Origin of the sequence: Rhodococcus tukisamuensis NBRC 100609, assembly GCF_001894985.1 — a bacterium.
Classification (GTDB): domain Bacteria; phylum Actinomycetota; class Actinomycetes; order Mycobacteriales; family Mycobacteriaceae; genus Rhodococcus_G; species Rhodococcus_G tukisamuensis.
In genome coordinates, this window is record NZ_BCXG01000002.1 from 110916 (window position 1) to 137422 (window position 26507).

The window sequence follows — 26507 nt, forward strand, 5'->3', positions numbered from 1 at the left end:
CTCACCTTGCCACCGAATCCGACGCTCGGCCCTCCCCGACGCGGTATCGGAGGAACATCGGGAACGCCAGGCAGGCGAGGGCCACCCCGACCACCACCAGGATGCCGCCGCCGGCCGCGGCGACCGCGGTGCCGACCGATGCGGCGGCCGCCCCGTGCAGCACGTCGCCCATCCGGGGGCCGCCCGCGACCACCACGATGAACACGCCCTGCAGTCGGCCGCGCATCTCGTCGGTCGCCACCTGCTGGAGCATGGTGCTGCGGAACGCCGCGGAGACCATGTCGACCGCGCCGCCGAACGCCAGGAACCCCAGCGCCACCCAGAGGAAGATCGCGCTGTCACCGGGGCTGGCCAGCCCGACCGTGACGCCGAAGCCCACCATCGCCAGCCCCCAGAGCACGATGCACGCCACCACCGCACGGCCTTGGTACCGCACCCCCGGCAACCAGCCGGAGAAGACGCCGCCGAGCACCGCGCCCGCGGACATCGCCGCGAACAGCAGGCCCAGCGCGACGCCGCCGGTCACCGGGTCCCCGAACGTCTCGTTGGCGATCTGCGGGAACAGCGCCCGCGGCATGCCGAACACCATCGCGACGATGTCCACCACGAACGAGGCCAGCAGCACCTTCTGCGTCGACAGGTACCGGAACCCGTCCAGCACGGCACGCAGCCCGGCCTTCGTGGTGTGCCCGGTCGGCGGCAGCGCGGGCAGAGCCAGCACCGCCCACAGCGTCGCCATCAGCAGCACCGTGTCGATCAGGTACAGGCTGGCCAGCCCGATCGTCGGGATCAGCACGCCGGCCAGCAGCGGCCCGGCGATCGCGCCGAACTGCACGACCGTCATGTTCAGGGAGTTGGCCGCCGGCAACTGGTCGCCGGGGATCAGCCTCGGGATGATCGCGGCGCGGGTCGGCTGGTTGACCGCGAAGAACGCCTGCTGCACCGAGAACAACCCGAGTACCACCCAGACGTTGGCCATGCCGGCCGCGGCCTGCGCCCAGAACAGCAGCGAGGTCACCGACAGCCCGATCGTGGTGATCGTCATCAGCCGCCGCCGGTCCATCACGTCGGCGAGCGCGCCGCCCCACAGGCCGAAAAGCACCAGCGGGACCAGCGCGAACACCCCCGTCAGCCCGACGTAGGCCGAACTCTGGGTGATCTCGTAGACCTGCTGCGGCACCGCGACCACGCTGAGCTGCGCACCGATGACGGTGACGACGCCCGACACCCACAACCGCCGGTAGTGCGGCTCGCGCAGCGGGGTGGTGTCGGCCAGCAGCCGCCGACGGGGTTTCCCGGTCACGGTTGCAGTCGCGTCGCGGTCCAGCCGCCCTCGGCTCGGGTGACGAGCACCCGGTTGTGCATGCGGTTGGCGCGGCCCTGCCAGAACTCGACGGTCTCCGGCCGGAGCAGGAGTCCGCCCCAGTCCGGCAGCACCGGAACCTGTTCCGTGTCTGCGAACCGCGCGGTGACCTCCGCGAGCCTCGCGTCGAGGGCGCTCCGGGACTCGATCGGCTGCGACTGCTGCGAGGCCCAGGCGCCGAGCTGCGAACCCCGCGGGCGGGTGTGCCAGTAGGCGGCGGTGACCTCGGGGGCCACCCGTTCGACCGGGCCGCGGACCGTGACCTGGTGTGCGAACGCGGTCCAGGCGAAGGTCGCCGAGGCGTACGGGACGGCCGCGAGTTGCCTGGCCTTGGTGGAGCCGTAGTTGGTGTAGAAAACCAGCCCTTCCTCGGACAACCCCTTGCACAGGACCGTGCGCGAGGCCGGCCGACCCGCCTCGTCGACGGTCGCCAGCACCATCGCATTCGGCTCGACCACGCCGGCGGAACGGGCCTGGTCGAGCCACCGGCGCAGCAGCGGCAACCAGCCGTCTTCGAGGGCCGCGACATCCAGGTTCGATTCCGGGGCAGGCGAATTCATCGCCTGAGCCGCGTATCCCACGCGCATCGCGGCCAGGTCGGCGGGTACCGCGGGCAGGTTGTCGGAATCGGGTGACACGGGTGAACACGTTACTACCGGGTACGCACTCCCCGACCGGCGCGTGTTAGGGGATAGAGTTTCGAGACAACCGGACCCGCCGAATGGGGATTCGCACCCGCGATTCGCACCCGGCAGGGTCAGCAGTTTGCGCGGCGGCTCGTGCCTGTGAACCATGCATGCGCCCGCAAGACGGTCGAAGCTTAAGTCAGTGGTGCAGCCCGGACCGGCGGCACTGAAGATGAGGAGAGTCCACGAGCATGGCAGCGAGCGCGGTAGTACCCGAGGATTTTGTGAGTGGACTCGAGGGCGTCGTCGCCTTCACCACCGACATTGCCGAGCCTGACAAGGACGGTGGCGCGCTCCGCTACCGCGGCGTCGACATCGAGGACCTGGTCGGTCGCGGTGTCACCTTCGGCGATGTGTGGGCCCTGCTCGTGGACGGCCAGTTCGGCCAGGGCCTGCCGCCCGCCGAGCCGTTCCCGCTCCCGATCCACACCGGCGACGTCCGCGTCGACGTACAGGCCGGCCTGGCCATGCTGGCACCGATCTGGGGCTACCAGCCGCTGCTCGACATCGACGACGAGACGGCCCGCGACCAGCTGGCCCGCGCCTCCGTCATGGCGCTGTCCTACGTCGCCCAGTCGGCCCGCGGCATCTACCAGCCCGCCGTGCCGCAGAAGGTCATCGACGAGTGCTCCACCGTCACTGCACGTTTCATGACCCGCTGGAAGGGTGACCCGGACCCGCGGCACACCGAGGCCATCGACGCCTACTGGGTGTCCGCCGCCGAGCACGGCATGAACGCGTCCACCTTCACCGCCCGCGTCATCGCCTCCACCGGCGCCGACGTCGCGGCCTCGCTGTCCGGCGCCATCGGCGCGATGTCCGGCCCGCTGCACGGCGGCGCCCCGGCCCGCGTGCTGCCGATGATCGAGGAGACCGAGCGGACGGGCGACGCCCGCGCGCTGGTCAAGGGCATCCTCGACCGCAAGGAGAAGCTGATGGGCTTCGGGCACCGCGTGTACCGCGCGGAGGACCCCCGGGCCCGCGTGCTCCGCGCCACCGCCAAGCGCCTGGCCGCGCCGCGCTTCGAGGCGGCCGCCGCGCTGGAGCAGGCCGCGCTCGCCGAGCTGCGCGAGCGTCGCCCGGACCGCGCCATCGAGACCAACGTCGAGTTCTGGGCCGCGGTCATCCTGGACTTCGCCGAGGTGCCCGCGCACATGATGCCCGCGATGTTCACCTGCGGCCGTACCGCCGGCTGGTGTGCGCACATCATGGAGCAGAAGCGCCTGGGCAAGCTGGTCCGCCCGGCCGCCATCTACACCGGCCCCGAGCCCCGCACCCCGGACACCGTCGCCGGCTGGGACCTGGTCGGCAAGGTCTAGTTCACAGGCTCCGCTGCTACACCGCACCACAGCGAACGGCCGGGCGAGCTCACACCGAGCCGCCCGGCCGTTCCACGTGGGCGTCTAAACTACCCGTACACAGGGCCCATCAACGCTTAGGACACATTGACCAATGGCTGACGCAACTACACCGATCATCCCCGCCGACCTCAAGCCCGTTGACGGCCGTTTCGGTTGCGGGCCCTCGAAGGTCCGCCCCGAACAGCTCCAGTCGCTGGTGGACGTCGGGGCGTCGGTGTTCGGCACCAGCCACCGCCAGAAGCCGGTCAAGAACGTCGTGGCCCGCGTCCGGTCCGGCCTGGCCGACCTGTTCTCGCTGCCCGAGGGCTACGAGGTCGTCCTCGGCAACGGCGGCACCACCGCGTTCTGGGACGCGGCCGCATTCGGCCTGATCCGCGAGAAGTCGCTGCACCTGACCAACGGCGAGTTCAGCTCCAAGTTCGCCTCGGTGGCGAAGGGCAACCCGTTCATCGGCGACCCGATCGTCGTCTCGTCCGAGCCGGGCAGCGCGCCGGTGCCGGTCTCCGATCCGTCCGTCGACCTCATCGGCTGGGCCCACAACGAGACCTCGACCGGTGTCGCGATCCCCGTCTCCCGCCCCGCGGGTTCGGAGAACGCCCTCATCGCCATCGACGCCACCTCCGGCGCCGGCGGCCTGCCCGTGAACATGGCCGACGCGGACGTCTACTACTTCGCGCCGCAGAAGTGCTTCGCGGCCGACGGCGGCCTCTGGGTGGCGCTGATGAGCCCGGCCGCGCTCGAGCGCGTCGCCGAGATCAAGGCGTCCGGCCGCTGGACCCCCGAGTTCCTGTCGCTGCCCATCGCGGTGGACAACAGCTCCAAGGACCAGACCTACAACACCCCGGCCCTGGCCACCCTGCTGATGTTCGCCGACCAGATCGAGTGGATGAACGGCAACGGCGGCCTGGACTGGACCACCAAGCGCACCGCCGACTCCTCCTCGCGCCTGTACAACTGGGCCGAGGCCAGCGAGTACGCGACACCGTTCGTCGCGGATCCGGCGCACCGGTCGCAGGTGGTCGGCACCATCGACTTCGACGACAAGGTGGACGCCGCCGAGGTCGCAAAGATCCTGCGCGCCAACGGGATCGTCGACACCGAGCCGTACCGCAAGCTGGGCCGCAACCAGCTGCGCGTCGGCATGTTCCCGGCCATCGACCCCGAGGACATCACGCAGCTGACCAAGAGCATCGACTGGGTTGTCGGCCAGCTCTGACCACTGCACACGAGAGCAGCCCCCGACCTCGAGGTCGGGGGCTGCTCTCGTCTCGGCCGGGTGTCAGCTGCCGAAGGTGCTCAGCACGCCGTTGATCAGGCCCGCGATAGCGCCCAGCGGGTCTTCTGCGGAGCCGCCGGCGGGGGCCGTGCCCTTACCGCCGGTCACGGTGACCTTGGACACGGGGATCGGGTCCTGGTAGTCGGTGTCGCCGTCTTCCTTGCACTTGGTGCGGACCTGGTACTCGCCGTCCTCGAAGGTCGCCGAGGTGCCGGTGCCCGACGCGTCGACCAGGATCTGGCCGGCAACCATCTTCTCGCCCTCGATGAGGAAGCTCTCGCCGACCTTCGTGGTCTTGTCGAGGACGGTGGCGTCGGGCTGGTAGACGGTGCCCTCGCACTTGACGAACGCCTTGGTGGTGTTCAGGCCGGTCATCGCGATGGAGATGGTGCCCTTGCCCTCGTCGGCGGTGACGGTCGCGGCGCTGGTGACGGCGGCGGAGCCGATGGCCGGGTTGGCGACGAGGCCGAGCACGGAGAGGCCGGCAACGGCGCCGACGGCGGCCAGGTGCCGCTTCATGGAGGTAGCCACGAGAGTTGTCCCTTCGGTCTGCGTCCGATCCCGGAGGACGAACCGCACATATGTTTAGCCTGCCCTACGTTAGGGCAGGCTAAAGTTAATGAGATTCCACACTCGAAGTCAACTCATGTGATGGCCGGCACAACGCGGGGCGACTCAGACAGGTCAGCCCCCGGCACGTGATGCCGGGGGCTGACTCGCTGCCGAGGCGGTGCTACTCGACGATCAGGGCGTCGGCCTCGATCTCGACCAGCAGCGCGGGGTCGATGAGCGCGCTGACCTCGAGGATCGTCGTCGCGGGACGGATGTCGCCGAAGACCTCACCGTGCGCGAGCCCGGCCTCCTCCCACCGGCTCATGTCGGTGAGGTAGATCCGGGTGCGGATCACGTCCTCGGGCTTCGCGCCCGCCTCCGCGAGGGCCGCGACGACCCGGCTGACGGCCTCACGGGTCTGCTCGGCGAGGCTGTCGCCGCCGACCGGGCCGTCGGGGCCCGACGCGGTGGTTCCGGACACCGACACCTGCTGGCCGATGCGGACGGCCCGCGAGTAACCGATCTTCGACTCCCAGTCGGAGCCGGACGAGATGTTGTTTCGATTCGACATGGGGAGATTCTGTCAGGGCTCCCCCACCGCCTCCGCAGGCAACGTCTGGTTCTCCGCCACGAACCGATGGAAGGGCGCGAGCGCCTCGTCCCCGAGATGCGGCCCGCTGACCACCGTCCCCTGGTTCGCCGACGCGATCACCTCCGCGCAGCCCAGCGTGAACCGCGGTCCGCCGCTGAGGATTCCGCCGAACTGTGCGGCCGCGGCACCGAACACCACCCGGCGCACCCCCGCCCACACCATGGCCGCCGCACACATCGGACAGGGCTCTCCGCTCGCGTAGACCGTGGCCCCGACGAGTTGGCCGGCATTGCCCTCGCCGCATGCGGTGGTGACGGCGTCGAGTTCGGCGTGCTCGGTGACGTCACCCGACGTGGTCACGGAATTGGCGCCCTCGGCCACGACCGTGCCGTCCGCTCCCACGACCACCGCGCCGAAGGGGCGGTTCCCGGCATCGCCCGTCTCGACCGCCAGCTCGATCGCCCGCCTCAGGTGTGCCCGGTCGACCCTGTCAATGCTGCCTCGATCCGACATCTCGACGATCCTCCTCAGTTCGCCTCGACCACTGTCGCCTCGCCCGAAATGCCCGTCGGATCCATTCTCGCGGACCGGGTGCGAGTTGGGAACCAGAGAGAGTAGCGCGCCGCAAATCAAAGACCACAGCCGGATGTGGCGTGTCATCCCGTCCCACCGATCACGGGTCGGTTACAGTCCCTCCGCGGAGTATCGCGAGTGGTGCGATGAGGAGGTCATGGTGCGAGAGCTTCGAGTGATCGGACTCGAGCCCGGGGGCACGCATGTCGTGTGCGCCGACACCGAGAGCGGCGAACGCTTCCGCCTCCCCGCCGACGACAAGCTGCGTGCGGCCGCGCGCGGCGACATCGCGCGGTTCGGACAGATAGAGATCGAGACCGAGAGCCAGCTGCGCCCCAAGGACATCCAGGCCCGGATCCGCGCTGGCGCGACCATCGAGCAGGTGGCCGCCGAGGCCGGCGTCTCCATGAAGAAGGTCGAGCGCTTCGCTCACCCCGTCCTCCTCGAACGTGCACTGGCCGCCCAGAAGGCACAGGGCGGTCACCCCGTCCGCGAGAACGGCCCGGCCCTGCAGACGCTCGAGGAAATCGTCTCGCTGGCCTTCCGGGCCCGCGGCCACAACCTCGAGGACGCGGACTGGGACGCCTGGCGAGGCGAGGACGGACACTGGGTCGCCCAGCTGCAGTGGCAGGCCGGACGCACCACCAATGCCGCGCACTGGCACTTCCAGTACGACGCGCACGGCGGCACGGTCGTCGCCCTGGACGCGGCCGCGACCGACCTGCTCGACCCCGACTTCGGGCGGCCGCTGCGCGGACTGGCGCCGGTGACCGAGATCGCCCGCGACGACGAGTTCGACTCGTTCGACGCATTCGACGACCCGGACGACTTCGACGAGGCCGAAGCCGGCGCCGACCTCGGCCCCACGGCCGAACCGACCGACGACCAGCCCCTCGGCGACGAACCGAGCTCACCCGCCGCCGAGACCTCGGCGCCGGAACCGCTGCCCAAGGTGGCGCCGCAGCACCAGAGCGGACGGGACAAGAAGGGCCGACCGGCGCTGCCGTCCTGGGACGACGTACTGCTCGGAATCAGGAGCAGCGGCCGCGGCTGACAGGCCCGGGTCCACACCCCGCTTCTTACGGTAACCTCCCGTAACAGTTACTTTCGTGGCTGTCGTCCGGAGCACCGAACTGCAGGGAGAACGAGCGTGCTGGATCTCGACTGGCGTCCGCGGCTGAACACCGTCACCCGCAACGCCTGGGGGCTGACCTTCGGCGACGGCGTCCAGGCCGCCGAGCCCACGCCGTCGGAGCAGCTGCACGCCGGCCACCACCGCGACCTGCACCGGTACGGCCCGTCGCCGGCCCCCGACACTCGGCCCGTACTGCTGGTGCCGCCGCTCGCCGTGCCCGCCAACTGCTACGACCTCCGCCCCGGACAGTCGCTTGCCGCGCACCTGCTCGGCCGCGGACACACCCCGTACCTGGTGGACTACGGCGCCATGACGGCCGCCGACCGTGGCCTGGGCTTCGAGGCCTGGGTCGACGACATCGTCCCGGGCGCGATCCGCCGGGTGTCGGAGGAGCACGACGGCGCCGACGTCGACGTCGTCGGATGGAGCCTCGGCGGCACCCTCTCCCTGCTGACGGCGGCCGCCCACCCCGACCTTCCGATCCGGTCCGTGACCGCCGTCGGCACCCCCGTCGACTACACGTCGATCCCCGCCATCGCGCCGCTGCGCGCGGTCGGGCGGATCACCACCGAACGTCCGCTGACCGCTGCCACCTGGGCCCTCGGCGGACTGCCCGCCGCCGTGGTGCAGGCCAGCTACCGGGTGACCGCCCCGCGCCGGGAACTGCTCAGGCCCTGGTTCATCGCGCGGAACCTGCACGACACCGAGGCCATGGCCCGGATGCAGACCGTCGACCGGTTCATGTCCGCCATGCCCGGCTACCCTGCCCGGTTCTTCCATCAGGTCTGTTCGCAGCTGATCCTCGGAAATGCCTTGGCCACAGGGGAATTGCGGATCGGTGGGCGCGCCGTCGGGCTGTCGGGGGTGTCCGTCCCGGTGCTCGCGGTCGGCAGCACCACCGACGTCATCGCACCGGCCGCCTCGGCACGGGCGATCACCACCGCGGCGACCGGCGCGCCGAGCGTCCGCTTCGAGACCACCACCGGAAGTCACCTCGGGCTGATCGCAGGACCCGACGCAGCCGCCACCACCTGGGCATACCTCGACGATTTTCTCGCGGAACCGGCTCTCGTCGGCTGACCGGCCGGGAAGATGCTGCGCGCCCCGGTGCGCCACCGCGCTTATCCGCACCGAGGTCGTACCCTGCTAGGAAAGGGACTGAGAGGCAGGTACCTGACGTGGGGGCGAAAGCATCAACCATCTGGTATGTCGACGCCCCAGACCCGGCAAACGTGCTACGCGAGAACCCGGAGCCCGACGCGGAGGCGGCCCGCGCCCTGGTCGGCGAGCTGTTTCCCGAGATGAACGTCTTCCCGCTCGGATCCGGCACGCTGGCCGACTCGACCGGCGTGGCACCGGGCGAGGTGTACGTGGGCAGCTATCCCGGCCTGACCGTGGTGTGCGGCACCAACCTCAACCTCCGCAAACCTTCCACGATCGACGAATCCTGGACTCGGCCACTGGCTTCCGAGCAGACCTACCTGGTGTGCACCGACCCCGGCGCCGCGTGGGGCTCGTTCGCCTACTGGGAACGCGGGGAGCTGCGGCGCTCGTTCAGCGCCACCCCGGTCGAGATCCACGAGAACCTCGGCCTGCCGCTGCTCTGGGAGCGGCCGTTCTGGGCGGGCGAGCACCCGCTGCCGTTCCCACCGGGGGTGTTCCCCGACCCGCAGTCACTCCCGTTCCACCCCAGCGAGTTCGCAGAGGCGGCCAACGCGGAGTGGCTCGGCTACCGGTACACCCCGCCGGTCCGCGACGGCGAACTCGATCCGGCCACCGTCGGGCTGTGCGGGTTCGCCGTCTACCGGGACGGCGAGGAACCGCCCGTAGTGCTGGCCAGCACCCGCGCCGCCGGGCCCGGGCCACTGTCCCGAGGACTGCGGCGCTGGTTCGGCCGCCGCGACTCAGCGGGCGCCGAGCGCTAACGCCAACCAGCCGGCCGCCACGCCGGCCACCGTGCCGTACACCAGCCAACGCCACACCGGTGTGGCGCGCCACTGCCACAGAGTCGGCGCCACCCCCGCGGCGACCACCAGGTTGACCACCACTGCCAGCAGCGGGTGCACCTCGATCATCGCCGCGCCGCACGCGATCACCGCGACCACGGCGACCAGGGCCGCGAAGCCCGCGACCACCAGGCCCGTCCCCCACGGCGTCCCGGATCCCACGGGGTCGGTCACCCCTGGGTCCTCACCCGTTCGTAGAACGCCATCGCGGCCGCCGTCGCCACGTTCAGCGAATCGGTTCCGGGCGCCATCGGGATGCGGGCCCGGACGTCGGTGTTGCGCATCGCGTACTCGGACAGGCCCGGCCCCTCGGCGCCGAGCAGCAGCGCCACCCGCTCGCCGGTCATGGCCTCCGCCAGCGTCACGGCCGCCGGATTCGGGGTAAGTGAAATGATCTGAAAACCCTTGTCCCGCAGCCTCTGAAGGCCCCTCGGCCATTCCGGGACCCGGGCAAACGGCACCCGCAGCACGTGGCCCATCGACACCCGCACCGAGCGCCGGTACAGCGGGTCTGCGCAGCGATCCCCGAACAGCACCGCGTCCACGCCGAGGCCGGCGGCGTTGCGGAACATCGACCCGATGTTCTCGTGGTCGTTGACGCCCTCGAGAACCGCGACGGTGCGGGCACCGGCCAGCACCTCGTCGAGGTCGAGTTCGGGCGGACGATGCGCGGCGGCGAGCACGCCGCGGTTGAGGTGGAAGCCGACCACCTCCGCCATCACCTCTGCCGAGGTCCGGTAGAAGGGCACGTCCACACGCTCGAGGTCCGCGGACAGCTCGTCGAGTCGCCGGTCCACCCCCAGCAGACTGATCGGGGGGAAGCGCGACGAGAGCAACCGCTGCGCGACGAGGACCCCCTCGGCGATCACCAGGCCCTTGCCCTCCGGCAGGTCCGGACGCCGGTCCGAGGAGTTGAGGTCGCGGAAGTCGTCCAGCCTGGGATCGGCCGGGTCGTCGATGTCGATAACGTGAACCACTCGGACCATCTTGCCGCACGCCGGCCGAGCGCTACTCCGTGGTGTTGACCATGCCGCCGATGATGTCGACGGACCGCCGGAGCAGGTCCCGCTGTTCCGGGTCCAGCGCCGCCAGTCGATCCGTCATCCACTTCTCCCGGGCGCTGGTCTCGTCGGCGAGCAGCGCGCGGCCCGCGTCGGTGAGCGAGACGATGATCTGGCGGCCGTCGGTCGGGTGCGGCGCCCGCACGACCAGTCCGGCGTCGGCAAGCGAGGCGATCACCCGCGTCATCGACGGCGGCTGCACCCGTTCCCGCGCCGCCAGTCCACCGGGTGTCATCGGGCCGTGCTCGTACAGGCTCGACATCGCGGAGAGCTGAGTCAACGAAACCTGGGAGTCAGAGCGCCGACCGCGCAGATGGCGGGCGAGTCGTACGACCGCCAGGGACAAGTCACCGGCGAGGGCCCGAGTATCCATGGTCACCTTCGGAGGATACGGCACCTTGTGACACAGGTTCAGGTAATTGCCTCAGTGATGGGGCCCACCGCAAAATAGGCCACGAACAGGGCCGCAACCATCCACAACAACGGGTGAATCTGCTTGGCCCGACCGCTCGAAGCGCCGATCACGACCCACGCGATGAAGCCGACACCGATGCCGTTCGCGATCGAGTACGTGAAGGGCATCACGACGATCGTGAGGAACGCCGGCAGGGCCACCTGGAACTTGCTGAAGTCGATGTCGCGGACCTGACCGATCATCATCGCGCCGACCACCACCAGCGCGGGCGCGGCGGCCTCGATCGGCACCACCTCGTACAGCGGGGTCAGGAACATCGCGGCGAGGAACAGCAGTCCGGTGACCACGTTGGCCAGGCCGGTGCGGGCGCCCTCGGCGATCCCCGACGCCGACTCCACGAACACCGTGTTGGACGACGCGGACGCGCCGCCGCCCACGATCGCGCCCGCGCCCTCCACGACGAAGGCCTTGCCGATACCCGGCAGGTTGCCGTGCTCGTCGGCGAGCCCGGCCTCCTTGCCGAGGCCGGTCATCGTGCCCATGGCGTCGAAGAAGTTGGCCAGCACCAGGGTGAACACCAGGAGGCTGGCGGCCAGGACACCGATCCGGGTGAAGGCGCCGAACAGGTTGACGTCGCCGACCAGGCTGAGGTCCGGAAGCTGCGCGAGCACGTCGGGCATGGCGGGCACGCTGAGGTTCCATCCGCTGGGGTTCACGCCCTTGGAGGGGCCGACATGCCAGATCGCCTCGATGATCGCGGCCAGCACCGTGGTGACCACGATGCCGATGAGCAGGCCGCCACGAACCTTGCGCGCCACCAGGATTCCCATCAGCAGCACACCGAAGGCGAAGATGACCGTCGGCCACGAGGAGATGGAGCCGCCGATGCCCAGGCCCACCGGAACCGAGGTGCCCGCCTCGTCGGGGATCCGGCGCACGAAGCCGGCGTCGACGAAGCCGATGAACGCGATGAACATGCCGATGCCCGCGACGATCGCGGACTTGAGCTCGTCGGGCACCGCGTTGAACACGGCGGTCCGGAAGCCCGAGATCGCCAGCACCACAATGATGATGCCGTCGATCACCACCAGGCCCATGGCCTCCGGCCAGGTGACCTGGGGGGCGATCGTCACGGCCAGCAGGGCGTTGATGCCCAGGCCCGCCGCGATGCCGAACGGATAGTTCGCGATGATGCCGAACGCGATGCTCATCACGCCGGCCACCAGGGCGGTGACCGCCGCGACCTGCGAGATCGGCAGGATGTTCCCGAGCACGTCCGTCTTGGCTGCCGCGTCGTCGGCGGAGAAGCTGCCGAGGATCAGCGGATTGAGGACCACGATGTAGGCCATTGCCACGAAGGTGACGAGGCCGCCACGGACCTCGTTGCTGACCGTGGAACCGCGTTCCGTGATCTTGAAGTAGTTGTCGAGGAGCCTCGAGGTCCCAGCCATGTCGTCCCTGTCTAAATCGCCGAAGATGCGCGTCGCACCTGGGAGGTTAAGGCACCACCAGGCAGGTAGCGTTATTTCGGTGACCGCCAAACGCAACGATCCGCTCGTCCCGACCCGGCTCACCGACCCCCGGCCGGTGGTCGCGATCGGCGTCCTCGCGTGGTTCGTCGCAACTGCGACAGTGTTACTCGCCGGCGAACCGTGGCGCGAGGCCCTGCCGATCTGCTACGCGGGCCTCGCCGTCGGTGTGCTCGGTTTCACGTTGTTCCTGGCCCAGCGCGCGGCCGCGCGGCGCGGCAGCAAAGTCGCGCAGCGCGGCCTGGGCTAGGTGTAGTTCCCGGTCCGGCCGGTCCCGATCAGCGCACCGGGACCGGGTGCAGCACCTCGGTGTCGCCGTCCCGCCCGTCCGTGTCACCGATGTAGACGTCGTCGGGATTCTCGTCGCCGTGGTTCTCGTCGGCAGGGGTGACCTCGGCCGCCCGCTGACGGCGGCGCCACCAGATGGTCACCGCGACGGAGACGACCACGATTCCGGCCAGTACCGCGATCGCCAGCCAGAACCGCGGGCCGTCGTACCCGACCAGGACCATCCGCAGGGCGTTGCGTGCGTAGGTCAGCGGCATCAGGTCGTGCAGCAGGCGGATCGGGGCGGGCATCTGCTCGATCGGGTACACGCCGCCGAACGCGAAGATCTGGATCATCAGGGCGCCCAGCGCGATGAACGTGCCGTTGACCGCCCCGAACACCACGGTGAACACCCGGCCCAGCGCCACCCCGGCCGCACCGATCAGGATCATCACGGCGACCATCGCCAGCACGCTCGGCGGGTCCGCCTTCGCGACCGTCAACGTGACCACCGAGAGCACCAGGGCCGCGACGAGGGTGATCGCGGCGGGCGCGCGGTACCGGCGCAGTCCGCCCCGCACCACGCCCTCGTCCGGGTCCTCGTCGTCCCGTCGACCGCCTCGCGGCCGCAGCACGAACCACGTCAGGATCCCGCAGAGGAACAGCAGCACCGACATCACCACGGGCACGGCGCCGGGACCGAAGCCCGCCGCCACGTTCAGGTTGCGCTCGCTGACCGCCACCGGCGACGAGAGCAGGCCGGCCGTGGACTCCCGCTCCGCCTCCGTGAAGTGCGGGACCTGCTTGGCGCCGTCTGCCAGACCGGTCGCCAGTTCGTTGCTGCCGGCGTCGAGCTGGCCGACGCCGTCCTTGAGCTGACCGAGACCGGCGCTGAGCTCGGTACCGCCCGCGTCGAGCTGGCCGAGACCGGTGTTGAGTTCGTTGGCGCCGGCGTCGAGCTCGTGCGCGCCCGCCGCCAGTTCACCGAGGCCCGAGTTCAGTTCCGCCGCGCCGGAGGCCGCCGAGGCGATGCCGCCGCGGTACTCGGCGGTCGGGTCGGACAGCTCGTGGGCCAGCTGCCGGGCGCCGTCGCGCAGCTGCTGCAGCTGACCGGCGATGTCCTCCGCGCCGGTGGGCAGCCCCGCGGCGACCGCGGCCTCGAGCAGCGGCGTGACCACCGTGTCGATGACCTCGCTGATCTGCGTCGCCCCGGCGCCGAGCTGGTCGGTACCGTCCTGCAGCTGAGACAGGCCGGCGGCGAGTTCGCCGGACCCCGCCTTGGCCTCGTCTGCGCCGGCGGCCAACTGGCCGGTGCCGGAGGCCAGCTCGCCGCTGCCCGCGTAGGCCTCGTGCAGGCCCGCGGAGAGCTCGACGCTGCCGTCGGAGAGCTGGGTGACGCCGTCCAGGGCCTCGCCCGTGCCGTCCGAGAGCTGACGCGCACCGGCGGCCGCCTCGTCGAGACCCTTGCCCACGTCGCCGAGTCCGACGAGAACCTGGTCGACGGACTGCTCGCCGATACTCTCCGAGACCGCCGAGCGCACCTGCGCCATGACGCTCTCCCCGACCGGGCCGGCCACCAGGCTGTTGTGGTCGTTGTAGACCACGTCGAGCGTCGCCTTGCTGCCGTTACCGCTGGCCGCGCTGGCGATGTTCTTGCTGAAGTCCTCCGGGATCACCACGGAGAAGTAGTAGCGGCCGTCCTCGACACCCGCCTTGGCCTCGTCGAGGGTGACCTCCTGCCAGTTCACGTCGCCGCCGTCGAGCAGCGCCGTCGCCACCTCGGTGCCCGCGTCCAGGCGGGTGCCGTCCAGGTCCGCTCCCGCGTCGCTGTTCACGATGGCGACCGGCATCTGGGAAACGGTGTCGCCCGGATCCCACAGCGCCCACATGTAGAAGCCCATCAGCGCCAACGGCGCGATGACCAATACGGCCAGGGCCGTCCGGATCAGATGCGTCCGACGTGGCGACACACCAGACTCGACGGCTGTGGATCCTGGCTCCATGTGGGGGCCCTTTCCCTCAATCCTGCTGGACACGCGTCCAAGTTGGTCAGGATAGAGAAGTCTGGCCCACCTGTTGCCGTTTTCGCTCGAACCAGACAACGCCCCAGATCCACAACGCCGCCCAGGCCGCCCCGAAGAGCCAGCCGGCGAGGACGTCGGTGAGCCAGTGGGCGCCCAGATACACGCGTGAGAGCCCGATCAGCAGTGTCCAGCACGCGAGCAGCGCGAACACCCACGGCGCGCGCCACCGGGGCGCGGCCAGCCGCACGATCACCGCGGCGACCACACAGACCAGGATCGCGGACATCATCGCGTGCCCGGACGGGAACGAATGCGTCGCCTCGTCGACCAGCCGCTCCGGGAACGGCGGCCTGTCCCGCCGGAACACCAGCTTGAGCCCGGACATCACGAACAGCCCGGTGAACATCGCGCCGGCCACCATGACCGCCTCGACCCGGTGCCTGCGCACCACCAGCGCGATTGTGATCGCGGCGGCGATGGCCCAGGAGGCGGCGGTGCCGCCGAGATTGGTGATCACCGTGACGACGTCGGTGAGCCAGGGCGTCCGAACCTCCAGCATCCAGTCGAGCACGTTCCGGTCGATGTTCATGTCACGATCATCGTCGCCGCCACGAACACCGACCGAACCGGGCGTCAGCTGCCCGAGCTGCCCGAACTCCCCGAACTGCCGGCACTGCCAGAGCCGCCCGGCTCCTCCGGCGACGGCGTCGCGACGAGGTCGCCCGGCGCGTACATGTAGGCGGTCGCCTGCACCGCCAGCGAGGTGCCCGTGGTCGCCGGCGTCTTGGCACGCCAGTTCACGATCGGGTTGAGCGCACCGAACGGCCCGCACCCGGTGGCGCCGGGCAGCGCGAAGTCCTTCGCCGCCGTGTGCACGTTGGTGACCTGCAGGGTGCCCTCCGGGTAGTCCGGCCCGCCGACCACGCCGTACACAGGGTCGAGGTCCCCGCCTCGCACGCCACGGAGCTCGAACACCACCGGGCTCTCGGCGGATCCGAGGTAGCAGTTGTCTCCGAGGAATGCGTTGTCGAGCTTCATCCGGACCGGCATGTCGATGTTGAAGTCGAAGATCTCGTCGTGCATGACCGGCACCTCGACCGCCTGGACCTCCGCGGTCACCGCGGCGAGGCCGAAGAGGTTGTCGAACGGCAGGTCCACGCCCAGCACGCCGCCCGGCACCGTCATGGGCTTGGCGTAGACGCCGAAGTTCTCGGTGTCGGTGCTCGTGAAGCCGGAGCCGTCGGCCGGGAAGCCGACGCTGAGCACCATGTCGCCCGCCTTGACGGGCAACTGGAAGCCGTTGTTGTCAAAGGTCCCACCGTTGATGGCGACGCCGACGCAGGCGCCCTGCGGGTCGCCCTCGGTGTCGCAGTGCTCGGCGCCGGGGATGTTGTCGAGCGTCGTGGCCGCCGCGGTCGGCGCGGTCATCACCGCGGTCGCGCCCAGCGCGAGGCCGACAACCGCGCGTCGGGACCAACGATGTCGACGACTGGTGGTTCGGTTGGCCATGGGTCCTCCTGAATGGTCCGACCCGGCCCCAGGAACGGCCGAGCCGATCAGAGTGCTTGTGCCCGCATCACATTGGGTGATAACTGTGAATAAATATCATGGATACAGCCATCGAAACGGACATTCGAGAAAACTAGTTTGAATAGGCAACGGTCCCCCCGGGGCCCGCGGGAGCTGTGCCACACTTCGCGCCATGACGCTTTGGCGAACGATCTCCGTGTCCGCAGCCGTGGTTGCGTGCTGCGCCCTCACGGCGTGCGGCGGGGAGTCGACCGGCAACGGTGACGGCGGCAGCAGCGCAGTGGCGCCCAGCACCAGCAGTCAGGTCGGCTCGGCAACGGAGGCGCCAGCGGTCGAGCCGACGCCGGTCGCCGCGCCCGTTCCGACCAGCGCCGAGTCTCCCCCGATGCCGCCGGCGGGGATCCAGGCCTCCGAGCCAGCCACACCGGAACCCGTTGCGGCCGTATCGGATCCAGTCGACGCCCGGTCACCGGAGCAGGTGGTCGCCGAGTCCGGCGACAAGGGGCAGCGCTACCTCCGCGCCCTGCGCGGCGCCGGGATCCCGCCGGCAGGCATGGACGCGCAGGAGATCCTCTACGCCCAGGGGCTGTGCCGGGCGCGCGCCGAGGGCACCTCCCGCGCCGAGCTGCTGCGCGAGTTCGACGCCGTCGGCCAGGCGTACTCGAAGTTCACCCCGCTCTCCCCAGGGCAGGTCGCCGAGGCGTACGTCGTCACCGCGGAGCAGCACTACTGCTGATCCGACCTGGTCGGCAGCTGCCGGGACTCGGCCCGAAGGGCAACCGCCGCCGCTACTGCCTGCTGTCCCAGTGCGCGGTGCCCTGCTCGTCGACCCACCGGGGCACCGCGACGTCGGCCTCGACCGCGCCGCTGAGCCGGACGGTCAGACCCTCGTGCACCACCACCGTGCCCTCGGGCAGCTCCCGACCGGAGGCCACGTGTGCCAGCACAGCGCCGGGCTCCCGATCCCAGGTGCTGACGCGGCCCGTGCCGAGCACCTCGGCGTGCACCGCCTCGGAGGCGAGCGGTAGGTCCAGCAGTTCGGCCAGCGCGGCGGCGCCGGCGAGGTCGCCGACCACCAGCCGGTCGGCGGGGATCGCGGCCGCGAACCAGGGCCGGTCCAGCACCACCGCCGCGGCCGGATCGACGGCTGCGCCGGACATTGCCCGGACCCGCTCGGGCGGCGAGAGTTCGTCCAGGTCCAGAGTCCCGGCTGCGGTCGCCGCGGCAAGCAGCCGGTGCGCCCGCACCACCACGGCCGGGCCGGGCGCCCGTCCCGGGTCGGCCAGCCGGTCGATAAGCAGTTCGGCCGTCGCCACCGAGTCCACCCGGTCGGCGGCCAGCGCACCGGTGAGCGCGGCGACGTCCGGGTGGTCGAGCACGTCCAGCAGGCCCTCGTAGGTGCGGTCGTCGGGCGCGCGCAGCGAGCCGAGCCGCACTCCCCCGACCCGGGCGTGACGGCGCAGCCACCAGGCCGTGTACCCGTCCCGGTCCGCCAGCAGCACCCGGGTGTCCGGCTCCGCGGCCAGCAGGCTCAGCGCGGCGGGCCACGCCGCCTCGTCCACCAGGTCCAGGTCGCGCACCGCGACCAGTTCCTCCGGGTCCTCGGGGAGCGTGGCCCACCACGACCCCTCGTCGTCGAGGTCCTGTTCGGGTCCGGTCGGCAACTCCGTGCGCAGCACCGAGAATCCCCAGCCGACACCGACCGCCCGCAGCGCGTCCGCGCCGTGGCGCTCCACCAGGTCCGCGGCGACCACCCCGAACGGTGCATCCCCGGCGAGCACGGCGGCCAGCGGGGCGCCGGGCAGCAGCATCTCGTCCGCACCTCGCAGGTCGCCGTCCGAGTCCGGCAGCAGCAACTGCCCGAGCCACCCAGGCAGCTCGCCACGGCCGGCCGCGGCCGCCGCCAGCGACAGCACCGTGTCCGCGAGTTCCGTTGCCGCCGGCACGTCGTCGAAGTCCGTGTCCTGGATCTCCGCACGCAGCGCCGGATCGGCCAGGATCTCGAACACGCCCGCCGAGCCTGCCCCCAGCCGGGCCAGCAGCGGATCGGCGGCCGCCGGGTGCACCAGCCGGATCCAGTCGACGCCGCCCAGGTCGGACCCGAGGTCGTGGCCGAGGACGACCGTCCGCGGGCCCGTCACCGTGCGCCCGTCGGCGAGCGGCACGGGGATCGCCGCCAGCTCCTCGACGGCGACGGTGTCCACGACGAGGGGATCGAGCGCCGCGTACAGCCTTCCCCACCACCCGGGTTCGCGGTGCAGCCCGGAGAGCAGCTCGGCCAGCCGAGCCAGCCCGATCCGGTGCGCGCCCACCGCGGACAGCGCCGGCGCGCCGGCGGCAGCGGACAGTTCCGGGACGACCAGTCCGGGGACGGCGTCGCCGAGCAACTCGGCCAGCTCCGCGCTCAGCCCGGGCAGCACCGTCGCGGACGTCGGCGTCAGCTGGTCCCCCGCGACGCCGGGCAGCCACGGCCGGGTGGTCAGCTCGCGCAGCACCGACTCGCGCAGCATCGCGTCCACCTCGCCACGCGCGAAACCGGGCACCGGGACCATCGCCAACCGTTGCGAAACAGGAAGCGCCGCAACGAAATCCGCATAACCGTCGGCCAGGTGCGCGAGCGCGACGCCGGGCATCAGCCGGCGCCGGTCCGGCTGCAGCGCCGTCTGGGCGATCAGGATCGCGGGCAGTGACAGCTCCTCGTCGGATCGGGTCGGGGCGCGCAGCACGTCCTCGCCGACCGGGCGGACGCGACCGCCGGTGACCGGCACCAGCCAGCGCGCGGCCGCGGTTTCGAACTGCCACCAGCAGCGCTCGCCGACGGTCACCTCGACCAGCCCGCCGTCGAGGACGCGCTCGGCGCGCGCGAACTCGCGTCCGTCGACCTGAATCGACTGCAGCGCAGGCAGTTCCAGCAGAAGATCGGCGGCTTCGCCGGCCAGCCGCTGCACCAGCGCGGCACCGTCGACGCCAGGGCGCAGCGCCAGCACCACCTCGGTGTCGTAGCCGTCTGCCGGCTCGGCCGCGGTCGGCCACGGCAGGCGCAGCACCGGCACGCCGGCGGCCGGCGCTTCGAGACCCGCCACGGCCAGTTCGGCGCGGGTACGGGCGGCGGAGAACAGCACCGACCCGGTGGTCGAGCGCAGCTCGATCTCCTCGCTCACGGCGAGGACCGCGGTGAAGCCGACGCCGAACCGGCCGACGCCGACGGCCGGGTCGGTCTTGCCCGACACACGCAACGCCGAGAGCGCCTGCAGGCCCGTCGGATCCAGTGCGGTGCCGACATTCGCGACCCGCAGCATCATGCCGTCGAGCTTGACCCGCAGCCGACCGGGCACCCCGGCCCGGGCCGCGGCGTCGGCGGCGTTCTGCGCGAGTTCGGTCAGCAGCCGGTCGCGGTACCCCGCGTGGACCAGGTCGGCCTCGGTGGTCGCGTCCTCGCGGAGCCTGGTCGGCGAGGAGGTCCACGCCAACAGCGTGGACTCCCTCAGCGCGTTCGCGCCGAGGGGGTCGGCCACCGTCAGTTCGTCGATGCCGCGTCTTCTTCTTCGGTGTTCGCGGTCTTCTCGGAGGCTTCGGCGTTCTCGGAGCCCTCGGCGTTCTCGGAGGCTTCGGCGTTCTCGGAGCCCTCGGCGGCGTCCACCGGTGCGGGCACGGGGTTCGCGACGATCTCCACGGCACCGTCGTCGTAGGCGTCGAACTGCGGGCTGCCGGCGCCGGTGGGCAACTCGGTGTCAGAGTGCGCGCCGCAGCCGTACTCGGCGTAGACCACCCGACCGTCGGCCGCCATCTCGTTGCCGCACACCCCGAACGCCACCCGCAGCGACCCGGCCAGCGGGAGGTAGAAGCCGCACAGCTCACAGGTGGACGGCGCGGCCTTGGCCATCTCGGTGTCCGGCCCGTACTCGCCTTCGCGCCAGCGCTCGGCCGCGTCGAGCCGACCCTCCAGGCTCATCACCTGCTTGCGGCCGAGGCCGACCTCGAAGGCCAGGTCGTCGACGACCGGGTCGCCCGTCGCCACGTAACCCGGCACCAGCCGGGGGTCTCCCGCCCGAGGCGGCAGCAGCCCGCCGGGCGTGAGATCGCCTGCGCGGACGCGCTCGTCCCACGGCAGCCAGTCCGGAGCGGTCAGCGCGTCCGGGCCGGGGAGCAGGACCAACTCGCTCACGGTGACGTGGTCGGAGTCCGGTGCGGCGGCCAGGACCACCGCCCACTGCCAGCCTCGATACCCCGGCAGCTGGGCCGTGAACCGGTGGGTGGCGGCGCTCTCGTCCTCGAACGTGACGCCGAGATGTTCCCCGACCTCACCCTCGCCGAGGTCTACCAACGCCTGACGCGCCAGGTCGACCGCATCGGCCAGAACGGGGCGCACGGGGGCAAGCTCGGAGGCAGGCTGGGGACTCACGCGGTCCATTTTGCCGTATCGCAGCAAATCCGTGGCAGGACGGGCTGTCATGCTGTCGTAATGACCTGGCGCCCACTCCTCACGACTGCCGTCGCGGCGGCCGCACTGGCCCTCTCCGGCTGTGCGCCAGATGCCTCGTCGGACAGGTCCCCGGCCGTCGAACGGCTCCGCGTCGAGGTGCTCGACACCCGACCGCACGACCCCACCGCCTTCACCCAGGGACTCGAGATCTCCGACGGCGAACTGCTCGAGGGCACCGGGCTCAGCGGCCGGTCGTACCTGAGCGCGCGGGACCTCGGCACCGGCAAGGAGCGGGTCCGGGTGCCGCTGGCGGACCCGCTGTTCGGCGAGGGCGTCACGGTCGCGGGCGACACCGTATGGCAACTCACCTGGCGCGACGGCGTGGCAGTCGCGTACGACCGGGACACGCTCACCGAGCTCCGTCGGGTGAACTACGAGGGCGAGGGCTGGGGGGTGTGCGCGCAGGACGGTCGCCTGGTGACGAGCGACGGCTCCGACACGCTCACGTTCCGCGACCCGGCCACCTTCGACCGGCTCGGCACGGTGGTGGTCACCCTCGACGGCAAGCCGCAGTCCCAGCTGAACGAACTCGAATGCGCAAGCGACGGAAGCGTCTACGCCAACGTCTGGCAGTCCGACGTCATCCTCCGGATCGATCCGGGCACCGGCGACGTCACCGCGGTGGTCGACGCGTCGGGCCTGCTCACCCATGACGAACGACGGTCCGTGGACGTCCTCAACGGGATCGCGCAGGTACCCGGGACCGACCGATTCCTGATCACCGGCAAGTACTACCCACACCTGTTCGAGGTGCGGTTCGTGCCGTGACGCGCGGAGCCCTAGGGTGCGTGGCCCACTGTCGGCGATCTAGGACAGAATTGGGGAGTGACCGGACCCCGCGAGCCCCACGACCCCGACCGGGGTCGGTCGACCGGCGACCACCCACGGCACGAGAACCACCCCGGATTCGCGAACTATCCGCCGACCACGCGGCGGGTGGGCGGTCGTCGGCAGCCCCTGCCGCCGTTGCACCCCGTCGACAGCGGACCCACCGAGGAGATCCGGCAGCCCGGCCCCGGCGCACCGAAGCCGCCGCCGATCCCCCGCAAGCTCACCGTCACCCGGGTCGCCGCGATGCGCAGTCGCGAGCTGACCAACAAGGGCATCGCCACCTTCCACCGGGCCGCCAAGGCCGACGGCGCCGACAAGTCCGGCCTCACCGCACTCACCTATGCGGTGATGGCGAACTTCGCCACCGACGCCGCGATCGCCGTCGCCCTGGCCAACACGCTGTTCTTCTCCGCGGCGACGGGCGAGGACAAGACCAAGGTCGCGCTGTACCTGCTGATCACCATCGCGCCGTTCGCGGTGATCGCGCCGCTGATCGGTCCGATGCTGGACCGGTTGCAGCACGGCCGCCGGCTCGCACTGGCGTCGTCGTTCGCCCTGCGGACGGTGCTGGCGGTGCTGCTGGTCTTCAACTTCGACAGCTGGGCGCTGTACCCGGCCGCACTGGGCATGATGGTGCTGAGCAAGTCGTTCTCGGTGCTCAAGAGCGCGGTGACGCCGCGGGTGCTGCCACCCGAGATCGACCTGGTGCGGGTCAACTCGCGACTGACCGTGTTCGGCCTGATCGGCGGCACCATCGGTGCAGGCGCGGTGGCCGGCATCATCGCCTTCGCGACCGGCTCCACCGGGGTGCTCTGGTTCGCCGCGCTCCTCACCACCCTGGGTGCCTACCTGAGCATGCGGATCCCGGCGTGGGTGGAGGTCACCGAGGGCGAGGTGCCCGCGACCCTGACCTACCACGGCAACGACGCCCACACCGAGGTGATCGGGGCGGACCGCAAGGAGACGGTCAAGGCCAGCAAGCGGCGACAACCGCTGGGCCGCACAGTCATCACGGGGCTCTGGGGCAACAGCACCATCCGCGTGATGACCGGCTTCCTCACCCTCTACATCGCGTTCGTCGCCAAGTCCCGGACCGGGCACGAACCCCTGGAGCAGGCCGCGATGCTCGGCCTGGTCGGTGCCGCCGCCGGCATCGGAAACTTCGCGGGCAACGCGGCGGGCGCCCGGATCAAGCTCGGCAGACCCACCGTGGTGGTGCTCCGGTGCACCGCCGCCGTGACGGCGGTCGCGATCCTCGTCGCCCTCACCGACAGCCTCCTCACCGCGGCACTGGCTGCCCTCGTCGCGTCCGGCGCGAGCGCCCTGGCGAAGGTCTCGCTGGACGCCTCGCTGCAGGACGACCTGCCCGAGGAATCCATCGCGTCCGGCTTCGGCCGCTCCGAGACGGTGCTGCAGCTGAGCTGGGTGATCGGCGGCGCGCTCGGAGTGCTGCTGCCGACGCAGTACTGGATCGGGTTCTCGGTGGTGTCGGTGCTGCTCACCTTCGGTCTCGTGCAGACCGTCCTCAGCTACCGGGGGTCGTCACTGCTCCCCGGGCTCGGCGGCAAACGCCCCGATGTGGCAAACCAGGAGATCACCAAGCCGATCTCGACCGCCGACTGACGCCCAACTAGAAACGGAACCCAATGACTCTGCAAGCCCGGACGAAGAAGACCATTGCGGCCCTCTCGGTGGTCGCGCTGGTGGCCGCCGGCGGCCTCGCCGCCGTGGTCACCGTGCTCGTCCAGAACGCCCCGGAGACCCTGCCGACGGTCACCGCGTACGCGCACTACAAGACCGTCGACGCACACGCCGGTGTGTGCGACGCCGACCTCGCGTGCGCGGGGCTCGAGGTCGCGAACCTGAGCGTTCCGGCGGGTCAGCCGCTGCAGTTGTCGCTGCCCAAGGACGTATCGAGCTCCGACTGGCGGCTGAACGTGCAGATCGGCAACCCCAAGACCGGCGAGGTGTTCAACGGGTACCGCGACTACACACCGGGCGAGGCGTCCGCCGTGACGGTGCCGTCCGGCGAGAACGAGCAGCTCCTCGGCGTGATCATCCAGCTGCCCGCCAATGGCGGCCTCGCACCGGTGTGGGCGATCCAGACCTACTAGGACGTGTCTCCTAATCCCACTCGGATGCACCCGGCGAAACAATCGTCGTCCGGCAAGGCGGAGGAGTCGCTCCGCGGGCTCCGCTCTTGTGCGGAGGAGAAGCCGATACCGGGGTTGTATCGGAGCCGACGACAACGCCGCGGGGCGGCGATTGAGCGCCGGTGGCGCCGAAACGGGGATTGGGAGACATGTCCTAGCTGTCGAGCTCCCGGGCGACGGCGCGCACGACCTCGGAGATCCGCTGCGCGGTCTTGCGGTCGGGGTACTTGCCCCGGCGCAGGTCCGGCTGCACCTTGGCCTCGAGCAGGGTGATCATGTCCTCGACCATCCCGTGCAGCTCGTCGGGGGTGTGCTTACGGGCGGCGTCGTCCTTGCGGGCGCCGCCGCCCTGCCGGATGGTCGGGGTCGGTTCGAGCACGGTCACGCTCAGGGCCTGCGGGCCACGACGGCCGGCGGCCATCCCGAACTCCACACGCTGGCCCGGCTTCAGTGCCTCGACACCCGCGGGCAGCGCGGCGGACCGGACGTAGACGTCCTCGCCCGACTCCTGGGAAAGGAAGCCGAAGCCCTTTTCCGCGTCGTACCACTTCACCTTGCCGGTAGGCACTGCGTTCACCTGCTCATCCACATATAAAGGAACGCGCCCCACGGATGCGGGACGCGACGCCCGCAGTCTACCCCCGCGCGCCGCCGGACCGGCCCACGGTTTGAGGCGATACCGTTGGACGGTGGCAAGTCAACAGTCCCCCCGCGGCACCGCGCTCTTGCGTGTCGCGCTCGTCTGCTTCTCCGTCGGCGTGCTCGCGATCATCGCGGCCTTCGTGGTCTTCGCGCTCGGGCATGAACCCCCGCTCGCCCTGTACCTGCTGGCAGGCGCCTGCCCCGTCGGCTTCCTGCTGGCAATCGTCTTCGCACTGAGGTCCGGGCGCCGCGTCCGGGGAGGGACACAACAATGAGAATCGTCCTGAACATCATCTGGCTGATCTTCGGCGGCCTCTGGCTGGCGCTCGGCTACTTCCTGGCCGGCGTGGTCATGTGCATCCTCATCATCACCATCCCGTTCGGCATCGCGGCGTTCCGGATCGGCGTGTACGCGCTGTGGCCGTTCGGCAAGACGGTCGTCAACAAGCCCACCTCCGGGCTGGGCTCACTGATCGGCAACGTGATCTGGCTGGTGCTGGCCGGCATCTGGCTGGCCATCGGACACGTGGTCAGCGCGATCGCGATGGCCATCACGATCATCGGCATCCCGCTCGCTGTCGCGAACCTGAAGATGGTGCCGATCTCGTTGATGCCGCTGGGCAAGGACATCGTCGACGTCGACGCGGTACCCGCCTACCCAGGGGGCGCCCAGGGATGAGCCTGCTGCCCCCTCCCGTCCGTGCTCCCGGCCCCGCGCCGGACACCTGTCCAGTCACGGCGGAGGGGCGCTCGCTGCCGTCCTCCCCCTTCTTCACCGGCGCGCTGGCCACCCTCGCCGTGGCGGTGGTCGTCGCGCACGACCGGGCGGTCCCGCTCGGTCACCCGCTGTGGGGCCTGTTCAGCAACGGCCTCGACCTGCTGGTGTACCGCAGCGGCGGTGCCACCGTCCTCAGCTCCGCGGGCCTCTACGACCACGCCCTGTACGGCGGCATGTGGTTCACCTATCCGCCGTTCTCGGCGGTGCTGTTCGCGCCGCTGAACCTGGTCGGCGCCGACATGGCCGGCCTGCTCGGCTACCTCGCCAACTTCGTCACCCTCTACCTGGTGGTGCTGCTGTGCTGGCGACAGCTCGGCTATCGGGCCGGCCGGCACCTCTACATCGTCAGCGCCCTGCTCACGGTGATCTTCAGCGCGCTCGAGCCGGTCCGCACCACCGTGTGGCTCGGGCAGGTCAACCTGGTGCTGATGCTGCTGGTGATCTGGGACCTCGGGCGGCCGGAAGGCAGCCGCCTGCGCGGGTTCGGCGTCGGTGTCGCCACCGGGATCAAGCTGACGCCGGGGCTGTTCCTCGTGCAACTGCTGATCACCCGGCAGTGGCGCGCGGCCGTCGTCGCGGCCACCACACTGCTGGCGACCGTGGCCGTCGGATTCGTGGTGATCTTCTCCGACTCCAAGGATTACTGGACCGGCGTGATCGTGCACTCCACGCGGATCGGCGAGACGGCCTGGCCGGCCAACCAGTCGGCCTCCGGGGTGCTGGCCCGGTGGCTGGACGTCGCGGAGCCGCCGCGGCTGCTGTGGCTGGCGGTCGCCGGCGCCCTCACTGCACTGGGCATGGGCGCGTCCTACCTGGCCCACCGCCACGGGCACGCGCTGCTGTCGGTGACCGTGTGCGGCCTGACAACGGGCGCCGTCTCCCCCTTCTCCTGGGGGCACCACTGGGTGTGGTTCGTGCCGATGCTGGTCCTCGCGGCGGACTGGGCGCTGCGCAACGGTCGCGCAACCGCCTGGCTGGTGCCGGCGGCGCTCGCCCTGCCACTGCTGATCTGGAGCCACCGGTTCCCCGACGGGGTGTACGCGATCGGGCTGTTCATGATCCCGACCACGACCTACCTGGCCCCCATCTTCGCCGCGGTCTACCCGTTGACGTTCGTCGCGATCGCCACCACGGTCGTGGTCGCACTGCGCCGCTCCCCCGCCACCGAACCCCCTGGTCAGCTCCGAGAACTTCTGTGATCTGCCTCACATAACGGTGAGATAACAGGGCGGTCTCGGAACCGACTGGGC

General features: G+C 70.8%; 28 protein-coding genes. 13 read left to right on the forward strand and 15 right to left on the reverse strand.

All coding sequences use genetic code 11. The annotated features are described in order from the left end of the window. Position 1: 1 nt before the first annotated feature. Both RT2_RS02540 and pdxH read right to left on the reverse strand, forming a co-directional pair. Positions 2-1303, reverse strand: coding sequence for an MFS transporter (locus tag RT2_RS02540; RefSeq protein WP_072842953.1), 1302 nt, complete (start codon positions 1301-1303; stop codon positions 2-4). After that, positions 1300-2001, reverse strand: a complete 702-nt coding sequence (gene pdxH, locus RT2_RS02545; RefSeq protein WP_072842954.1) for a pyridoxamine 5'-phosphate oxidase — start codon at positions 1999-2001, stop codon at positions 1300-1302. The genes RT2_RS02540 and pdxH overlap by 4 nt, the downstream gene beginning before the upstream one ends. Positions 2002-2240: 239 nt before the next feature. Here pdxH and RT2_RS02550 point away from each other — a divergent pair, with 239 nt between their 5' ends. Beyond that, the gene (locus tag RT2_RS02550) at positions 2241-3368 is read left to right on the forward strand and encodes a citrate synthase 2 (protein WP_072842955.1); all 1128 of its coding nucleotides are present in this window, start codon (positions 2241-2243) and stop codon (positions 3366-3368) included. A gap of 133 nt (positions 3369-3501) precedes the next feature. After that, positions 3502-4626, forward strand: coding sequence for a phosphoserine transaminase (serC, locus tag RT2_RS02555; protein ID WP_072842956.1), 1125 nt, complete (start codon positions 3502-3504; stop codon positions 4624-4626). 63 nt (positions 4627-4689) lie between these two features. On the opposite strand, the gene RT2_RS02560 is transcribed toward serC, so the two are convergent. The 3 genes from RT2_RS02560 to RT2_RS02570 form a co-directional block, all read right to left on the reverse strand. Further along, complete coding sequence (locus RT2_RS02560) at positions 4690-5217, reverse strand: hypothetical protein (RefSeq protein ID WP_139191122.1); 528 nt, start codon at positions 5215-5217, stop codon at positions 4690-4692. 202 nt (positions 5218-5419) lie between these two features. Further along, positions 5420-5809, reverse strand: a complete 390-nt coding sequence (locus RT2_RS02565) for a RidA family protein (protein ID WP_072842958.1) — start codon at positions 5807-5809, stop codon at positions 5420-5422. Positions 5810-5821: 12 nt separating this feature from the next. After that, a complete protein-coding gene (locus tag RT2_RS02570) occupies positions 5822-6343 on the reverse strand; it encodes a nucleoside deaminase (protein ID WP_072842959.1) in 522 nt (173 codons plus the stop codon). 220 nt (positions 6344-6563) lie between these two features. Between RT2_RS02570 and sepH the strand changes: the two genes are divergently transcribed. The 3 genes from sepH (at position 6564) to RT2_RS02585 (ending at position 9463) form a co-directional block, all read left to right on the forward strand. Continuing rightward, entirely contained in the window at positions 6564-7457 is an 894-nt protein-coding gene (gene sepH, locus RT2_RS02575; RefSeq protein WP_174556656.1) for a septation protein SepH, read from the forward strand. Positions 7458-7553: 96 nt separating this feature from the next. After that, on the forward strand, positions 7554-8618 hold the full coding sequence (locus tag RT2_RS02580) for a polyhydroxyalkanoate synthase family protein (RefSeq protein WP_072842961.1): 1065 nt from the start codon (positions 7554-7556) through the stop codon (positions 8616-8618). 98 nt (positions 8619-8716) lie between these two features. Beyond that, positions 8717-9463 carry a DUF6928 family protein gene (locus tag RT2_RS02585; protein ID WP_072842962.1) on the forward strand — a complete coding sequence of 249 codons (747 nt, stop codon included), beginning with the start codon at positions 8717-8719 and terminating at the stop codon, positions 9461-9463. On the opposite strand, the gene RT2_RS02590 is transcribed toward RT2_RS02585, so the two are convergent. From RT2_RS02590 to RT2_RS02605, 4 genes are read right to left on the reverse strand one after another with little or no spacing between them, the layout of a single operon-like run. Next, positions 9443-9718, reverse strand: coding sequence for a DUF2537 domain-containing protein (locus tag RT2_RS02590; protein ID WP_083577027.1), 276 nt, complete (start codon positions 9716-9718; stop codon positions 9443-9445). The two genes, RT2_RS02585 and RT2_RS02590, sit on opposite strands and share 21 nt — an antisense overlap. Next, complete coding sequence (locus tag RT2_RS02595) at positions 9715-10521, reverse strand: TrmH family RNA methyltransferase (RefSeq protein WP_072843226.1); 807 nt, start codon at positions 10519-10521, stop codon at positions 9715-9717. The genes RT2_RS02590 and RT2_RS02595 overlap by 4 nt, the downstream gene beginning before the upstream one ends. Positions 10522-10552: 31 nt before the next feature. Next, complete coding sequence (locus tag RT2_RS02600) at positions 10553-10984, reverse strand: MarR family winged helix-turn-helix transcriptional regulator (RefSeq protein ID WP_072842963.1); 432 nt, start codon at positions 10982-10984, stop codon at positions 10553-10555. Positions 10985-11016: 32 nt separating this feature from the next. Next, complete coding sequence (locus tag RT2_RS02605; protein WP_072842964.1) at positions 11017-12471, reverse strand: NCS2 family permease; 1455 nt, start codon at positions 12469-12471, stop codon at positions 11017-11019. A gap of 79 nt (positions 12472-12550) precedes the next feature. Here RT2_RS02605 and RT2_RS02610 point away from each other — a divergent pair, with 79 nt between their 5' ends. Then, positions 12551-12799 carry a DUF2530 domain-containing protein gene (locus tag RT2_RS02610; protein ID WP_072842965.1) on the forward strand — a complete coding sequence of 83 codons (249 nt, stop codon included), beginning with the start codon at positions 12551-12553 and terminating at the stop codon, positions 12797-12799. A gap of 28 nt (positions 12800-12827) precedes the next feature. On the opposite strand, the gene RT2_RS02615 is transcribed toward RT2_RS02610, so the two are convergent. From RT2_RS02615 to RT2_RS02625, 3 genes are all read right to left on the reverse strand, one after another. After that, a complete protein-coding gene (locus tag RT2_RS02615; protein WP_307718204.1) occupies positions 12828-14786 on the reverse strand; it encodes a YhgE/Pip domain-containing protein in 1959 nt (652 codons plus the stop codon). 79 nt (positions 14787-14865) lie between these two features. Then, positions 14866-15429, reverse strand: a complete 564-nt coding sequence (locus tag RT2_RS02620; protein WP_072842966.1) for a phosphatase PAP2 family protein — start codon at positions 15427-15429, stop codon at positions 14866-14868. Between the two features lie 44 nt (positions 15430-15473). Continuing rightward, complete coding sequence (locus RT2_RS02625) at positions 15474-16349, reverse strand: hypothetical protein (protein WP_072842967.1); 876 nt, start codon at positions 16347-16349, stop codon at positions 15474-15476. A gap of 193 nt (positions 16350-16542) precedes the next feature. Between RT2_RS02625 and RT2_RS25245 the strand changes: the two genes are divergently transcribed. After that, positions 16543-17106: a DUF732 domain-containing protein gene (locus tag RT2_RS25245; protein WP_072842968.1), complete on the forward strand. Its 564-nt coding sequence runs from the start codon at positions 16543-16545 to the stop codon at positions 17104-17106. Between the two features lie 52 nt (positions 17107-17158). Here RT2_RS25245 and RT2_RS02635 read toward each other — a convergent pair whose 3' ends face one another. Next, complete coding sequence (locus tag RT2_RS02635) at positions 17159-19885, reverse strand: sacsin N-terminal ATP-binding-like domain-containing protein (protein WP_072842969.1); 2727 nt, start codon at positions 19883-19885, stop codon at positions 17159-17161. A 2-nt stretch (positions 19886-19887) separates the two neighbouring features. Then, a complete protein-coding gene (locus RT2_RS02640; protein WP_245709118.1) occupies positions 19888-20781 on the reverse strand; it encodes a DUF3027 domain-containing protein in 894 nt (297 codons plus the stop codon). 51 nt (positions 20782-20832) lie between these two features. Between RT2_RS02640 and RT2_RS02645 the strand changes: the two genes are divergently transcribed. From RT2_RS02645 to RT2_RS02655, 3 genes are read left to right on the forward strand one after another with little or no spacing between them, the layout of a single operon-like run. Continuing rightward, positions 20833-21621, forward strand: coding sequence for a glutaminyl-peptide cyclotransferase (locus tag RT2_RS02645; RefSeq protein ID WP_072842971.1), 789 nt, complete (start codon positions 20833-20835; stop codon positions 21619-21621). Positions 21622-21678: 57 nt separating this feature from the next. Continuing rightward, positions 21679-23307: an MFS transporter gene (locus RT2_RS02650; RefSeq protein ID WP_072842972.1), complete on the forward strand. Its 1629-nt coding sequence runs from the start codon at positions 21679-21681 to the stop codon at positions 23305-23307. Between the two features lie 23 nt (positions 23308-23330). Next, a complete protein-coding gene (locus RT2_RS02655; RefSeq protein ID WP_072842973.1) occupies positions 23331-23798 on the forward strand; it encodes a DUF2771 family protein in 468 nt (155 codons plus the stop codon). Positions 23799-23991: 193 nt separating this feature from the next. Here RT2_RS02655 and RT2_RS02660 read toward each other — a convergent pair whose 3' ends face one another. Then, the gene (locus RT2_RS02660) at positions 23992-24405 is read right to left on the reverse strand and encodes a cold-shock protein (protein ID WP_072843227.1); all 414 of its coding nucleotides are present in this window, start codon (positions 24403-24405) and stop codon (positions 23992-23994) included. Between the two features lie 121 nt (positions 24406-24526). Here RT2_RS02660 and RT2_RS02665 point away from each other — a divergent pair, with 121 nt between their 5' ends. The 3 genes from RT2_RS02665 to RT2_RS02675 are packed head-to-tail and all read left to right on the forward strand — an operon-like array spanning position 24527 to position 26456. Next, positions 24527-24754: a hypothetical protein gene (locus RT2_RS02665; protein ID WP_072842974.1), complete on the forward strand. Its 228-nt coding sequence runs from the start codon at positions 24527-24529 to the stop codon at positions 24752-24754. Next, on the forward strand, positions 24751-25158 hold the full coding sequence (locus tag RT2_RS02670) for a YccF domain-containing protein (RefSeq protein WP_072842975.1): 408 nt from the start codon (positions 24751-24753) through the stop codon (positions 25156-25158). The genes RT2_RS02665 and RT2_RS02670 overlap by 4 nt, the downstream gene beginning before the upstream one ends. After that, positions 25155-26456 carry a glycosyltransferase 87 family protein gene (locus RT2_RS02675; RefSeq protein ID WP_083577030.1) on the forward strand — a complete coding sequence of 434 codons (1302 nt, stop codon included), beginning with the start codon at positions 25155-25157 and terminating at the stop codon, positions 26454-26456. The genes RT2_RS02670 and RT2_RS02675 overlap by 4 nt, the downstream gene beginning before the upstream one ends. The last annotated feature ends 51 nt before the right edge of the window (positions 26457-26507 follow it).

Excerpts from the sequence above, each read along its gene's own strand:
- RT2_RS02550 (WP_072842955.1), top strand. The coding sequence starts at position 2,241 with ATGGCAGCGAGCGCGGTAGTACCCGAGGATTTTGTGAGTGGACTCGAG.
- serC (WP_072842956.1), top strand. The coding sequence starts at position 3,502 with ATGGCTGACGCAACTACACCGATCATCCCCGCCGACCTCAAGCCCGTT.
- RT2_RS02565 (WP_072842958.1), bottom strand. The coding sequence starts at position 5,809 with ATGTCGAATCGAAACAACATCTCGTCCGGCTCCGACTGGGAGTCGAAG.
- RT2_RS02570 (WP_072842959.1), bottom strand. The coding sequence starts at position 6,343 with ATGTCGGATCGAGGCAGCATTGACAGGGTCGACCGGGCACACCTGAGG.
- RT2_RS02605 (WP_072842964.1), bottom strand. The coding sequence starts at position 12,471 with ATGGCTGGGACCTCGAGGCTCCTCGACAACTACTTCAAGATCACGGAA.
- RT2_RS02620 (WP_072842966.1), bottom strand. The coding sequence starts at position 15,429 with ATGAACATCGACCGGAACGTGCTCGACTGGATGCTGGAGGTTCGGACG.
- RT2_RS02625 (WP_072842967.1), bottom strand. The coding sequence starts at position 16,349 with ATGGCCAACCGAACCACCAGTCGTCGACATCGTTGGTCCCGACGCGCG.
- RT2_RS25245 (WP_072842968.1), top strand. The coding sequence starts at position 16,543 with ATGACGCTTTGGCGAACGATCTCCGTGTCCGCAGCCGTGGTTGCGTGC.
- RT2_RS02640 (WP_245709118.1), bottom strand. The coding sequence starts at position 20,781 with ATGGACCGCGTGAGTCCCCAGCCTGCCTCCGAGCTTGCCCCCGTGCGC.
- RT2_RS02645 (WP_072842971.1), top strand. The coding sequence starts at position 20,833 with ATGACCTGGCGCCCACTCCTCACGACTGCCGTCGCGGCGGCCGCACTG.
- RT2_RS02655 (WP_072842973.1), top strand. The coding sequence starts at position 23,331 with ATGACTCTGCAAGCCCGGACGAAGAAGACCATTGCGGCCCTCTCGGTG.
- RT2_RS02670 (WP_072842975.1), top strand. The coding sequence starts at position 24,751 with ATGAGAATCGTCCTGAACATCATCTGGCTGATCTTCGGCGGCCTCTGG.
- RT2_RS02675 (WP_083577030.1), top strand. The coding sequence starts at position 25,155 with ATGAGCCTGCTGCCCCCTCCCGTCCGTGCTCCCGGCCCCGCGCCGGAC.